Source organism: Gracilibacillus sp. JCM 18860 (assembly GCF_055395245.1).
In genome coordinates this window covers 180,273-195,007 of record NZ_AP043868.1, presented here as the reverse complement: position 1 = coordinate 195,007, position 14,735 = coordinate 180,273, and the positions used below count along the sequence as shown (strand labels likewise).

Genomic DNA, 14,735 nt, shown 5'->3' with positions numbered 1-14,735 from the left:
GACAAATGCTTTTTTCGCTTTATTTCCTATACTTGCTAATATTAATTAATATTCCTACTGAGCATAAGGTAAGTGTCAAGGAAGATCCGCCATAGCTTAAAAATGGCAGAGTTATTCCTGTTACTGGGATTAAACCAATTACAACACTAATATTGATCATAACTTGAATGGCTATCATTCCAACTATTCCAATAGCTAACAGTCTTGCAAATAGATCTGGAGCATGTATAGCTACTAAAATTCCTCTCCAAATAAATAAAAAGAATAATGAGATGACAAACATTCCACCAATAAACCCTAACTCCTCAGCTACAATAGCAAATATAAAATCATTATGAGGTTCAGGTAAATAAAAATACTTTTGAAGACTATTCCCAAAACCAACTCCAAATAACCCACCAGGACCAATTGCATAGAGTGATTGAATAATTTGGAAACCATTTCCTAATGGGTCCTGCCAGGGGTCTAAAAAGGCAGTAATTCGGTTAATACGATACGGTGCAGAAATGATTAGAAGTAAAAACCCGATCAAACCAAAGCCAGCTAAAAATACAAAGTGTAATATACGTGCTCCTGCAACAAACAATAATAAAAAGCTCGTAAGTACAAAAACCATACCTGTTCCTAAATCAGGCTGAAGCATAATTAATAAAAACAAAAGAATGATCATCGTAAGGGGTGGAATAAAGCCTTTTCTAAATTGTGTTAAAGTATTCTGGTGATGAACAAGATAACCACTTAAAAACAAAATCATACCTAGTTTCATAAATTCAGCAGGCTGGATACTAAAAGCACCTATTCCTATCCAGCTTCTAGCTCCACCTCTAACCATCCCAATACCAGGGATCAATACTGCAATAAGAAGAAGGATACATCCAATAAAGATCAATTTGCGATACTTGACCCATTGAAAATAAGGAATGTTAGAGACAATAAACATAAAAATAACGCCAATACCCGCAAACAGTAATTGTCTTTTTAAAAAGTAAAAAGAGTCGTTAAATTTATACTCCGCCCAAATGGAGGAAGCACTGTATACCATAAGAACTCCTATCGCTAAAATGGCTAAAATGACAATAATAAGAAAACGATCACTTGACTGTTTATTTGCTTGGACAGTATTTTGCATAAAAAAACCCCCAAATCATTATAGATCTTGGGGCTATGTTGATTGAAAGTCAATGAAGCTTAATTATAGTAGACATGCCCCTACTATAATTTATGCACAGACTCTACAAACATGTTTCCTCTCTCTTCAAATGTTTTGTATTGATCCCAGCTAGCACAGGCTGGTGATAATAGAATAACATCTCCTTCTTCTGAAAGCTTGAACGCTTCCTCAACGGCTTCTTCCATATTATTTACAGTTGCAATACTTTCCAGACCAATTTTCTCAGCAAGTGCTTTTAATTTTGGTGCTGTTTCTCCAAAAAGGACGAAACTTTTTACATTTTTTAAATAGGGTGTCAAATCATCAAACTCGTTCCCTCTGTCTAATCCACCTGCTAACAATATTGTAGGTTGTTGAAAAGACTGTAATGCTTTGGAGGTTGCAAGGATGTTCGTTGCTTTAGAATCATTGTAAAAAAGTCTACCTTCGATATTGTCTACAAATTGCAATCGGTGCGATACTCCAGTAAAGGTAGTAAGTACAGATTTTATTGCCTCATTAGAGATACCTTCCAGCTTTGCCACTGCTATTGCTGCCAAGATATTTTCAATATTATGCTCACCAACCAATGCTATTTTCTCAATCTCTATTATTTTTTCATTTTTATAATAAAGTGCTATCCCATCACTATATGTACCATTATCTAAGTGCTCCTTCGTACTGAACGGAACTAAGTTAGTCTCTGCCTGTTGAACCATTAATTCTACCATTTGGTCGTCGGCATTGTATACAAGAAAATCACCTGTTGATTGGTTTTTAAAAATGTTCGACTTTGCCTCCATATAATGATCTAGCGTATGATGATAATCTAGATGTGCTTCGAAAAGATTTAGCACAACTGAAATACTAGGTTTAAAACATTGAGTTCCTAACAATTGAAAGGATGAAAGCTCTACAACTAATGCTGCACCGTCCTCTATGGTTTCTGCTACCTCTGATGCTACCAGTCCAATATTACCAGCAACCTCTACTTTACGACGATCTTGTTTATACATCTCGTAAATCAGGGTCGTAGTCGTCGTTTTTCCATTCGATCCCGTAATTCCAACTAATGAATCCAGTTCAAAATAATAGAGTAATTCAATTTCTGTAAGAACAGGTAGTCCTTGTTCCGTAGCTTGACGAACTAGGGGGTTCTCATATGGTATTCCTGGGTTTTTTATAATTACGTCAATACCATCTAATAAGGAGAGAGGATGCTCTCCTAAGATGATTTCCATACCTAGATTTTGTAGTTCTTGAACATGGGCATCAGATTCTACTGCCTTTAAATCATTTACTATCGTCTTTATGCCATTTCTATTTAGTAGTTTTGCAACAGCAGTACCACTTTTAGCTAATCCTAGTACGAGCACACTTTGATAAGGGAACTTTTTTAGTTTTCTCATGATGTCAACACCTCAATATAAATACCTAATATAGCAAATAGAATTCCAACTGCCCAAAATGTTGTAACAACTCTCCATTCAGTCCAGCCTTTTAATTCATAATGATGATGTAATGGGCTCATTCGAAACACACGCTTACCAGTTGTTTTAAAAGAAATGACTTGAATGATAACAGATAATGTTTCAATAACGAATACACCACCTATGATGACAAGAAGGACTTCCAGTTTTAGCAGAATTGCAATTGCTGCAATAACTCCACCAAGTGCTAATGATCCAGTGTCTCCCATAAATACTTTAGCTGGATGGGCATTAAACACAAGAAATCCTAGCAATGCGCCCACTGCACTTAGAGCAAACAAGGTAACCGTAAGATTTGGTGTACCATACCATGCTAAAATGGCAAAAGCTCCGAAAGCTATTGCCGCTGTACCTGCAAGTAAACCATCTAACCCATCTGTTAAATTGACGGCATTAGAGGAACCCACTAACATAATAATAATGAAAACAGCATAAAACCAACCTAGTTCAATATTTAATTCTGTTCCTGGAATAGAAATATTTGTCGGAAAATCTTGTTGTTTTAACACCACATAAAAAATGATCGAAATGATAATTTGCCCTAATAGCTTTTGCTTAGAGTTAAGACCTAAATTTCGTTTCATAACCACTTTAATAAAATCATCCAGAAAACCTAATAGACCAAACCCTAATAGCACTAAAAGTAAAAGGCTAATCTCGAAGTTCCAACCACTATTTACCTTTAAGGTTACGATTATACTTGTAATTGCAATACTAAGAATAATCATTAATCCACCCATTGTCGGTGTTCCCGATTTCTTTTGGTGTGATTTAGGACCTTCCTCTCGAATGCTCTGTCCGAATTTTAATCTCTTTAAAAAAGGGATAAAAATAGGGGATAGTAAGACTGTAATCAAAAATGCTATAGCTATTGTAATTAAAAAAGTATATTCACTCATCTATGTTCTCTCCAATCCACTTACATACCCTACAAAAGCATCATCATTCCTGTTCATGAATAATGAAACCCTTTAGGATGTTCCCAACTAAATTACTAATTAATCGAGGAAGTTAACCACGTGTAAGATTTGTCAAAATACGCTGTGCTATTTCTGCATCATCAAAATCTAATACCTCTTCACCGATAATTTGATATGTTTCATGTCCCTTACCAGCTATGAGAATGACATCACCTTCATTAGCAGAGTGTATTGCTTCTTTTATTGCTTCCTCTCGATCAACAACCACTTGATAATTGTCAGCATTTAATCCTTTTTCCATATCTTTAATAATCGCTAGTGGATCCTCCGAACGAGGATTATCTGACGTAAAAATAGCTTGATCTGCTAATTGACATGCAACAGAAGCCATTATTGGTCGTTTTGTTCTATCCCTGTCGCCACCACAGCCTACCACAACATAGATCTTCGCTTTACTGAATGATTTTATGGTTGTTAAAACATTTTGCAAAGAGTCTGGAGTATGAGCATAATCAACAATGACACCAATACCTAAATCATTCTCAATTGGTTGAAATCTTCCATTTACTCCATTTGTTTCTGCTAATACCTCTTGAATTAGTGGTAATGGTACCCCACTGTAAAAAGCAGCTGCTGAGGCAGCTAGCATATTGTAGACACTAAATAATCCCATTAGCTTACTATTTATTTTAACGATACCTTCAGGTGTTTTCATGTCAAAGCTGACACCATTTGCTCGAAGTACGATATTTTCAGCCCTAAAGTCTGCTTGCATCTCAATGCCATATGTTACAACTGGCTGTGCTGTTGCTTTGATAATAAATTCACTATTTTTATCATCCATGTTGATAATGGCATATTTGTTTTTATCTACCTCATAGTGATTGCCTAATTGAGCAAATAATAAGCTCTTTGCGAATAAATAATGATTCATCGTTGGATGGTAATCCAGATGATCTTGCGTTAGGTTTGTAAATACTGCTATATCAAATTCTGAACCGTGCACTCTACCTTGGTCTAAAGCATGTGAGGATACTTCCATGATAGCCGTATCTACCTTTTCTGTAACCATTTGATGAAAGCTTTTTTGTAAAAATAGTGCATCAGGTGTTGTATTCTTCACTGGGTAAACTTGATCGTTAATTCGCATCTCTATTGTTCCAATAATACCCGTTTGTTGCTGATTTTTTTTACATATTTCATCAATTAAATGTGTAACAGAGGTTTTTCCATTCGTGCCAGTAACCCCGATTAATTTCAACCTTTGTGTAGGGTGTTGAAAAAAAGCATTGGCAAGTATTGGTAAAACCAGATCCGTATTTGATACTCTAACTACAGGTATGTCCACGTCTAGTTCTTTTTCTGCTACAATTACAGTAGCTCCATTTTCTACTGCTGATTGGGCAAAATCATGTCCATCAACCGTAAAGCCTTTTATACAAACAAATAGTGAACCTTTCTTTACCTCACGATTGTCCTTCTCCACACTTGTTATCATTATTTCATCGATATTATGATTGCATGTATAATTAGGTACATTTTTAAGTAATGCAGTTACATTGATCATCATTTGTCACCTTACTTTCTATTCCTTTATCCACAACTATAATATTATACCAAAACTTCTGTCACATATCGATAAATCTTTGTAACTATTTATCCCCAAGCACTATACGTATTTTACTACCTTCCTCTACCTTTTCTCCTGCATTTGGTGCTTGATCAATAATATAGTCTCCTTCCCCTAAAGTTTCAATTTGAAGAGATATCATATATTCTGGAAGCTCTGACTTTTTCATACCAATTAACTCAGGTACTTCAATCTTAGGATTTTCTGGCCATTGGTATTTTTTCTCGACTCCATTCTTTTGCTTTGGAACATCTAATGCTCGTAAGCTGTCATCAATTATCGTTCCAACTATTGGTGCAGCCACCACTCCACCAAACTGAACGGCTCCTTTAGGATTATCAATGGCAACATATACTACAATTTCTGGATCATTCGCTGGGGCAAACCCTATAAAGGATACAACATAATTATTCTCCATATACTGTCCGTTTTCCCCTACTTTTTGAGCAGTACCAGTTTTCCCTCCAACTCGGTACCCTTCAACATAAGCATTTCTACCAGTTCCTAACGCTACAACATGTTCTAAGGCATTACGAACTTCCTTGGAAGTCTCAGTGGAGATTACTCTTCTTTTTAATATTGGTTCATTTTCGTCGAGAACTTCCCCCGTTACTGGATCTAACAATGCCTTTGCAACGTATGGCTCATATAAATAACCTCCATTAACCGCAGCCGAAACGGCCATAACCTGCTGAATAGGAGTGACGGATACTCCTTGCCCAAAGGAAGTTGTCGCTAATTCTACTGGTCCTACATTTTCCAGATCAAATAGGATCCCACTTGCTTCTCCCTGTAAATCAATACCTGTCTTACTACCAAATCCAAAATCTTCAATGTAGGAGAATAGCTTCTCTTTGCCTAATTTTTGTCCGAGAACGATAAATCCAGGGTTACATGAGTTTTGGACAACCTCCAAAAAGGTTTGATGACCATGCCCGCCACTTTTCCAGCAATGCAAGTGAGTTCCACCAACCTCAATACTCCCATCATCGTTATACGTATCCTTTAATAGATCTACCTTTTGTTCCTCCAACGCCGCTGCAAGTGTTATAATTTTAAAGGTAGATCCCGGTTCATAAGTACTCCATATCGGTAAATTACGGTTGTACACCTCTGGATCGATTTCTTGATAGTTTGCTGGATCAAATGAGGGTCTTGATGACATACCCAACACACTTCCATCATTCGGATTGACGGCAATTGCAATGGCGCTATCAGGATTAAATTTTTCAACAGCAATATCTAATTCTCTTTCTATGATAGTTTGAACACGGTCATCGATTGTTAGCTGTAGGTGAGCCCCATCCTCAGGAGGTGTATACTTATCAGCCATTTGAGGCAAACGCATCCCCTTTGCATCACTATAAAATGACAAGCTACCTTCTTTACCACTTAGCTGATCATCATAGAATAGCTCTAATCCTGTTAATCCCTGATTGTCTATCCCACTAAAACCTAAGACGTGTGATAAATAATCACCATTAGGGTAGTGTCTTATGGAATCTTCGGCTATATAGACACCCTCTAAGTTAAGTGATTGTACTGCGACAGCTTTTTCCTCGGATATTTTTCTACCTTCCGGAATTTTTACGATTCTCTCCATTTTAGTAACATAATCCAATGCAGATTCATAATCCATATCTAACACTTTAGCAAGCTCTCTTGCCGTTTTTTCTGGTTCCGTTACTTGCCGAGGCACAACCATTACTGTGGGCGCAGAAACGTTTTCTGCTAACACTTCCTTATTCGTATCTAGAATTTGCCCTCTTTCTGGCTCAAAGACAATATCTCTGCTCCATAGCTCCTCTGCTTGTCCGATAAGAAAATCGGACCAAATAAACTGCACGAATCCTAGGCGAAATAGGATGATTAATAAGACGATAATCGCAAAAAGAAACACAGTGACAATTCGCTTTTGAACCACCATATTGGTAATACGCTTCATAGCAAATCTCCTTTAGCAAAAAGAAACTTTTTGTCCCAATATATGTGTGAATCAAAATGAATAGAACACTGTGATCATTCTCAATTAGCTTTCTTCTTCTTTATTACTACTTTCTTTTTTTGGCCCCGATAATTCTATCGTTAAAGTATCTTGACTCGTAATAGGTTTCCCTTTAGCTATACTTTGTTTCACGACATAGCCCTCACCGAACCAATCTAAATTAAATCCTAACATATCACGAAGTACTAAAACTTCTCTTCTTGACCAACCTGTAAGATCTGGTATTTTAGGTTGATCTGTAACAATAAATATTTTTTGAATTGGTGTAATTTGTTCACCAGCATTAACACTTACATCCATGATTTTGTTCCCGTCTCCAATTACCTCATAGGTTGCACCAAGGGAGTCAAGACTTTCCGTCAGCTCACTTGTTGACTTATTTTTCCATTCGGGCACTTCTATTACATTAACAGGATCTGTTTTTTCTTTATCTGCGTCAATATTTAAGTACCGCAAACTATTTTCCATTACATTTCTAAATATAAAGGAAGATGGTGCAGAATCTGGTTCATCATCCTCTAGCTCTGGTTGCTTTACAGAAACATACATCATAAGTTCTGGATTATCAGCAGGAGCCATACCTAAGAAGGAAAATACATAGTTTTCTCTTCCCGTTAAATATCTACCTGTTTCAGGATCAGGGATTTGTGCTGTTCCTGTCTTTCCTGCGACAGTATATCCATCCAAGTTGTATCGATTATAACCTGTACCTACTTTTGAAGTAACGACTGTTTCTAAAATTTTCAATGTCTTTTTTGCTGTCTCGCTTGAAATAGGCTGTCCGACGACCTCGCTTACACCTTTCGAAATCGTTTCACCTGATTCCGCATCCTTTATTTCTTTAATAATGTACGGTTTTAACATTTTTCCATTATTAGCAACCGCAGTAGCAGCCTGCATTAATTGTATAGGGGTTGTGGTTGTCCCTTGTCCAAATGCTGTCGTTATTTGTTCTATCGGATAGTTATACAGAATGCTCCCGGAAACTTCCCCAGGAAGGTCAATTCCAGTTTTTTCTCCAAATCCAAATGCCTTTAAGTAATGTAAAAACTTTTCAGATCCGATTTTTTCATAGGCTAATTTAGCAGCAGCTACGTTAGAGGATCGCTGAATCCCCTCTAAATAGGAGATATTTCCCCACCCAGTCCAGTTATGATCACGAATCGCAGTAATATTTTCTCCACCTTTGTATTTTCCTGACTTAAATTTCTCATCTGGATTCCAAACACCTTCCTCAATAGCTGAAGCCAAGGTGAATATTTTCATTGTTGAACCAGGCTCAAATGGATTGGCTATAGCGTCATTGTACCAATTTTGGACATCGCCTAGATTATTTGGATTAAAGCTCGGTCGATTCCCCATTGCCAAGACCTCACCTGTTTTTGGGTCCATAACAATTGCTGTCACTCGTTCAGGATTATATTCTTTTACTACTTCTGTTAAGGAGTCCTCTAGTAATGTTTGAATTTTTTGATCCAAAGTTAAGTAAACATTGTCTCCATCATCTGCTTTATTAATAATCTCATTTGGGTTAAGAAGTTTCACGTTGAATTTATCTCTTTGGTAAGAAATACTTCCACTTTCCCCTGTTAAATATTCATCCATGGACCCTTCTACTCCACTAATCCCGATAATATTATTATCTTGTTTGTCTGTTAACCCAATGGTATGGGACGCGAAGGTTCCATTTGGATAGAAGCGAATCGGTTCCTCCATAAAATATATTCCAGGTAGATCTAGTGCTGCTATATCATCTTTTTGTTCTTGATTTAACTCCCTAGAATTGGAACCAAATTCAACCTGAAACCTATCATCTTCTTTTCCATTTTTTAAGATTTTAGCAATTTCGCTAGCTTCCAAATCAAGATGTGGAGCTAACTTCGCAGCAGTAGTCTGGATATCTATGACATGTCTTGGCTCGTCTTCATTTGTAGTATACTTCTCATCCAAGACTGCATACAAACGATAGACAATATGCTCCTGTGCTAAAGCCATTCCTTTTCGATCATAAATCGTCCCTCTTTTAGCAGGAATTGTATATTCATTTGTTCTCTTCTCAGCAGCTAATTTCTTAATATCTACTCCGTTCACTTCACCAGTTGCTTGGATATACACAAATCTCCCTACAATAATCAAAAAGGCAATAGAAAATAGACATATCCAAAGAAGAGGCATTATTTCTGTACTCTTTTTTTTCATATTCTTTTCACCTATTCTGCTACTTCACTTGCTTGCTTCACTTTAGCATTTTGAATTTCCAGGCCGTGTTTTTTGGCATTAGCAATGATGCGATCTGGTTGACTTAATTCCTTTACTTCATAAGATAAATTTTGATTTAAAGAAGTTTGTTGACTTATCTCCGTATTCATTGTTTGGATGTTACGGTTTAATTGATCGATGTGTGAGCTAAAATAAACCATGTAGGCAAGTCCTAGTAATAATCCGAAAGCAAATAAAGAGTACAAAAACTTTTCCCCACGAGTAATCCATCGCTTCTGAACGGCTACTCTTTTGCGTACAATATTGGGTTGCTTCGTCTGTTGATGCTCTTTCCAAGTTTCGTGATTTTGAAAATTTCTTGCATGTTGTGTGCTCATTTTTGTTCCACCCTTCTCCTAAATAGTTTCGAATTCAACTACTTTATTTTTTCTATAACCCTAAGCTTTGCTGATCTAGATCTTCTGTTTTCTGTCAATTCTTCATCTGAAGCTATAATTGGCTTTCTAGTCACTAATCGAAAAGAAGGCTGATGTTCCTCTGGTATTATAGGTAAATTTTTTGGAAGATCTGGTGCCTTACTCCACTTTTTGAAAATTTGTTTGCAGATACGATCTTCAAGAGAATGAAATGTAATGACCGATATTCTTCCGTTTACTTTTAATAGCCTGCCAGCTTGTTCGATAGCTTCATGAAAGGCAGTAAGTTCATCATTCACAGCAATTCGAATAGCTTGAAAGATACGTTTGGCAGGGTGACCGCCTTTTCTTCTTGCAGGTGCTGGTATTGCTTCTTTAATAATATCCACTAATTCATATGTAGTCTCGATTGGTTTTTCTTGTCTTTTTGCTTCTATTTTCCTTGCTATTTGCTTTGAGAATTTCTCCTCACCGTATCGGAAGAAAATAGAAACAAGTTCTTCATAGCTCCATTCGTTTACAACGGTATATGCATCTAATCCATGCTCTCTATCCATTCTCATATCTAATGGGGCATTGTGCTGATAACTGAAGCCTCTCTCTTCCTGATCCAGTTGCGGGGAGGAAACACCTAGATCAAATAATATCCCATCTACATTTGGTATAGCTAATTTGGATAACTCCTCCTCCAAAAATCTAAAATTACGTTTCACAAAAGAAATTTGATTTATAAAAGGTTGGAGCCTTTCCTTTGCAGCAGCTATTGCCTGTTGATCTTGATCAAAGGCGATCAATTTCCCTTTTTCATTCAGCTGTTGTAATAAATATTCTGAATGTCCACCGCCACCTAATGTACAATCGACGTATGTTCCATCAGGTTTAATATGTAAGCTATTCACTGTTTCCTTTTTTAGCACGGTATAATGTTCAAACAAAAGGTCACCTCTTTTCTTGCTTTACATTTCGAAATCCAACATGTTTTCTGCTATTTCCGCGAACGACTCTTCTGATTCGTCAACAAATTCATTCCATTTCGATGCAGACCAGAATTCTACACGATTGGAAACCCCAATAACAGAACATTCTTTTTCAATTTGTGCGTATTTTCTTAAAGGTGCAGGAATATTTATTCTGCCCTGTTTATCAATCTCGCATTCCACTGCCCCTGAGAAGAAGAAGCGCGTAAAGGCCCTTGCATCTTTTTTGGTGAGGGGTAGTTTTTTTAATTTCTCTTCAAGCAGGCGCCATTCGTCCATTGGATAGGCAAATAAACATTGATCCAGTCCACGAGTAATCACAAATTGTTCCCCAAGGTTATCTCGGAACTTGGAAGGAACGATAATTCTACCTTTATTATCAATGTTATGTTGATATTCCCCCATGAACATGTTAGGCCACCCCACCTTCTTACCTTATCGTACCACAATCCCCCACTTTGTACCACTATTATTTCAAAAATTGTCCTTCCAATTTTTTATAGTCGTAAAATCCACTTTTGAGCAATAAAAAATAGAGCTAGCAAAGGCTAGCTCTATTTTTTATTGAATACCTATATATACACAATATAATGCTGGTCATTTACTTTGATCTGATTCGTCGTTAGTTCAGATATGATCGAATCTCCATAATGATTTAGAAAATAAATAATATTCCATATTCGTTCTTGTAAGCCATTTTGTGGACGTACATGTAATTGAATATAATCATACTCTTTAAGATTAATCTCATACTTACCTGCAATTTGCTTTTCTATTCGATGGGTCAATTGGTCAACATGATCAAACAGATATTGTAAATTCTTTTCTGCATACATTCCTAAATCATCTTGAACAGTTTTAGCATAACTCCTAATTGGTTGGTGCGCCTCAGCTATGACAGATTTTAATTGCTCTCCTAATAAGGAAACGGGAGGGTTTGCTTGTTGGGCTATCCAATTTTGTTTTTCCTTAGAGATACCGTACTCTATCGCACTAGAGGCAGATATGCCATATTTATTTAATAGCTTTTGTACTTTTCGTTCCATAAATGTGATCGATACACGTGGTAAAACGGGAGGCATTTTTATTGCCACTGAATGGAAAGCTGGCTTCAGAATAGACCAATAAGCCACCTCACTTGGTCCGCCTAGAAATGCTAATGTAGGAAAGAGCTTTTCCTGCATAATAGGTCTTGTTACAACATTATTGCTTAGCTTCTCTGGATTAGAGTGCGCAATTTCCAAAATTTCAGCTTCTGACAACTGATATTCATAATTTTTGCCTACCCAATCTTGGTTTTCCCGTTTTAATAAAATCCGTTCATTTTGGTTGTGAAAGAATAGATGCCCATCATTCGCTTCAACATCAACAGAGATTGGATAGCCTTTTTGTCTAAGCTGGTTTAAAGCAGTATAAACCCCTTCACTTATAGGAGACTGTTGTTGAATAAGTTCTTGAAAATAACGAGACTCTAGCTTTCTAACTAAAGCATCACCAGAATCAATCAACACAATTCCCGAATCTTTAAATAAATCATGAATGAAATTCGCAAAAAAGTCTACAAGCGTGACAGATTTTTCTAAAAACGATACTAGTCTTGCATATAAATCCTTCGTATAAGCAGTCTCATCAAGAAAGTGGAACACCTCATCGAGCCAACGTTGGGCTTCTTGTTTGTTCCAGTTACGATGAGAAACCGAAGCTTTTTCAGAGCCTTGATTGTCTAAAACAACTTTGTTCCATTTAAGGTGATCTGCCAAAAAAACATGATTCACTTCATCATAATCGTGATCTTCTCCCGCAATCCAAAAGACGGGAATAACCGGTATATTCAATTTTTGCTCTTGTTCTTTAGCGAACTGAATGATTGAGATAATTTTATGTATTGTGTAAAGTGGGCCTGATAATAGTCCCGCTTGTTGCCCCCCTATAACGACAACACTTTCTTCATTTTTCAACATTTCGATATTTTGAAAGGTAGCATTAGATCCATTCCACCTTTTATTAAGCGTTTTTAACACATTAGCTAAACCATCTCTATCGAACGTTCTTTCTTTCAAATCTTGGACACGTTGTGTATATACATCCTTATCATATGGTAAATAATCAAAATATTTCATCAATTCATCAGACTGTTTCTTGTAGTCTTGGAGGAATTTATTATTAGAATTGAGTCTAATTGGTTCGATATGCATCGATAACAGGCTCCTTTTATTATCATTATAAACTGTAGTAATTCATTAGTATTTTACATAATCCATTCTCTAAACGCACACATTTTGTTTTAGAATAGGGTTTTAAAATTCGATAAAGGAATAAGAACCTCATCCAATAATCAGATGAAGTTCCCTACTTAACGCATACCATTACATATTTTCTCAAGAATATTCTGCTACATTGTAATTCTTCACTTGCTATCATTTATACTTTTCTGAATGAAAATTAAGCTTCCCACTCATTGCCTTCTATTAATCAATGATTTTTCCCTTTTTTTCTCCATTTGTCCATAATGGCTTCAATCTCTTGAAACACTTGATTACATTCTTCTAATTGTTCCTTCAAGAGATCATTTTCCTTCTTTAGCAATGTAAGCTTTTCGGTAATGTCACTTTTTTGATAATAGGAAGATAATTTTTCTAATGAATGAATTAATGCGGAAATATTCGGTAAATCAGTTTCTGCCTTATCAAAAAATGGTTCTTCAGACATGGAAAGCTTTTTACGGTTACTCTTAGCTAGTTGGATCGCTTCCTCATAATGCTTCCTCAATGTAGCATTCCATCGAAAGCCACAAGCTGCAGATGTCCTTGATAACATATTACCTACCTTCTTAAATGCTTCTAATTGTGTTTTCCCCTCTCTTATATAGCGTAAAACAGTTTCTGCTAGTAATATGTCCTCATCCTTTGTCCACGCATCCTGACGATGTCCTTGCATTCATCCACCTCCTCTATATTTCTGCTATCAATGTATGCAATTAATAGAAGAGATAGACTCGAATCGATAAAAAAATAGTGTGAGCAACTTATAAAGTTACACACACTATTTTAGGAATTATTATTGTTCTACAACTTGTTTTCCATCATAATGTCCACAAGATTTGCATACATGGTGTGGCTTTGTTAGTTCACCACAGTTAGAACATTCAACCATACCAGGTACGAATAATTTTTTATGAGTACGTCGTTGGTTTTTAACTTTTTTTGAAGTTCTGCGCTTAGGTACTGCCATGCATTACACCTCCTTTAAGCAAAGCAAGGAACTATCCTTTACTATCTTCATCTTTACTGTTGTCATCTAATAAGGCTTTTAACTTCTCCAACCGAGGATCCACCTTTTTCGTTTGTTCCTCTTCTGTAATCAGTGTCCAGCCGTCACCTTCTTCTATCGTATTTGCTTCCAGCTTATCTCTGCTAGCAAATACCCGAAAAGGTGTTTCTAATAATACATTTTCCTTGATGTATGGTACTAAGTCAAGCACCTCTGAGTCAATCACATGTACCTCATCATCTTGCTGATAAGGGGAAGTTGAAAAATTTTCAATAACATGAATAGAAAAATCATATGGCACATCCACTAAAGTTCTAGCACATGGTAAAATCATCTCACCTTTGATCGTAAAATCACACATTACTTCTGTGCCGTCTAATTTAGCAAAACCTTTCACTTTTACAGGGGTTATTTCTCTAATATCATTATCTAATTGAACGATATCTGAAATATTCACAACTTCTTCAAACTCCATTGGTTCACCATGGGATTGCTTTAATTTTTGTAAATAAATTTTGATATGAATCACCTCAAGGCAACAAGAAATATTTTAAAAGGAAATTACTAATTTGTCAATGTTTTTTCTTTACACAACAGGAATCTAAAAAATTCACGTACCCGAATAGAGGGCGTAAAGGGCCACCGCCTCGATGCTTG

General features: G+C 36.3%; 13 protein-coding genes. All 13 read right to left on the bottom strand.

Features of this window, described 5'->3' with window-relative positions; all coding sequences use genetic code 11:
- Positions 1–19: 19 nt before the first annotated feature.
- Positions 20–1,129, bottom strand: a complete 1,110-nt coding sequence (gene spoVE, locus ACZ5R4_RS01050; RefSeq protein ID WP_277677817.1) for a stage V sporulation protein E — start codon at positions 1,127–1,129, stop codon at positions 20–22.
- 83 nt (positions 1,130–1,212) lie between these two features.
- Entirely contained in the window at positions 1,213–2,559 is a 1,347-nt protein-coding gene (gene murD, locus ACZ5R4_RS01045; protein WP_464367974.1) for a UDP-N-acetylmuramoyl-L-alanine--D-glutamate ligase, read from the bottom strand.
- Positions 2,556–3,539, bottom strand: coding sequence for a phospho-N-acetylmuramoyl-pentapeptide-transferase (mraY, locus tag ACZ5R4_RS01040; protein WP_109984490.1), 984 nt, complete (start codon positions 3,537–3,539; stop codon positions 2,556–2,558). Before mraY ends, murD begins: the two co-directional genes overlap by 4 nt.
- Before the next feature lie 112 nt (positions 3,540–3,651).
- Positions 3,652–5,124: a UDP-N-acetylmuramoyl-L-alanyl-D-glutamate--2,6-diaminopimelate ligase gene (locus ACZ5R4_RS01035; protein WP_425454581.1), complete on the bottom strand. Its 1,473-nt coding sequence runs from the start codon at positions 5,122–5,124 to the stop codon at positions 3,652–3,654.
- 88 nt (positions 5,125–5,212) lie between these two features.
- The gene (locus ACZ5R4_RS01030) at positions 5,213–7,135 is read right to left on the bottom strand and encodes a stage V sporulation protein D (RefSeq protein ID WP_109984492.1); all 1,923 of its coding nucleotides are present in this window, start codon (positions 7,133–7,135) and stop codon (positions 5,213–5,215) included.
- Between the two features lie 84 nt (positions 7,136–7,219).
- Entirely contained in the window at positions 7,220–9,394 is a 2,175-nt protein-coding gene (locus tag ACZ5R4_RS01025; protein WP_464367973.1) for a penicillin-binding protein, read from the bottom strand.
- 11 nt (positions 9,395–9,405) lie between these two features.
- Complete coding sequence (gene ftsL / locus ACZ5R4_RS01020) at positions 9,406–9,792, bottom strand: cell division protein FtsL (RefSeq protein ID WP_109984494.1); 387 nt, start codon at positions 9,790–9,792, stop codon at positions 9,406–9,408.
- A 38-nt stretch (positions 9,793–9,830) separates the two neighbouring features.
- Positions 9,831–10,766 (bottom strand): 16S rRNA (cytosine(1402)-N(4))-methyltransferase RsmH, encoded by a 936-nt coding sequence (gene rsmH / locus ACZ5R4_RS01015; RefSeq protein WP_464367972.1) that lies wholly within the window; start codon positions 10,764–10,766, stop codon positions 9,831–9,833.
- Between the two features lie 21 nt (positions 10,767–10,787).
- Positions 10,788–11,219 carry a division/cell wall cluster transcriptional repressor MraZ gene (mraZ, locus tag ACZ5R4_RS01010; RefSeq protein WP_109984496.1) on the bottom strand — a complete coding sequence of 144 codons (432 nt, stop codon included), beginning with the start codon at positions 11,217–11,219 and terminating at the stop codon, positions 10,788–10,790.
- A gap of 161 nt (positions 11,220–11,380) precedes the next feature.
- On the bottom strand, positions 11,381–13,003 hold the full coding sequence (gene bshC, locus ACZ5R4_RS01005; RefSeq protein ID WP_109984497.1) for a bacillithiol biosynthesis cysteine-adding enzyme BshC: 1,623 nt from the start codon (positions 13,001–13,003) through the stop codon (positions 11,381–11,383).
- 277 nt (positions 13,004–13,280) lie between these two features.
- A complete protein-coding gene (locus ACZ5R4_RS01000) occupies positions 13,281–13,745 on the bottom strand; it encodes an RsfA family transcriptional regulator (RefSeq protein ID WP_109984498.1) in 465 nt (154 codons plus the stop codon).
- 120 nt (positions 13,746–13,865) lie between these two features.
- Entirely contained in the window at positions 13,866–14,039 is a 174-nt protein-coding gene (gene rpmF / locus ACZ5R4_RS00995) for a 50S ribosomal protein L32 (RefSeq protein WP_054859554.1), read from the bottom strand.
- Positions 14,040–14,070: 31 nt separating this feature from the next.
- Positions 14,071–14,607 carry a YceD family protein gene (locus tag ACZ5R4_RS00990; RefSeq protein ID WP_464367971.1) on the bottom strand — a complete coding sequence of 179 codons (537 nt, stop codon included), beginning with the start codon at positions 14,605–14,607 and terminating at the stop codon, positions 14,071–14,073.
- Positions 14,608–14,735: the final 128 nt, after the last annotated feature.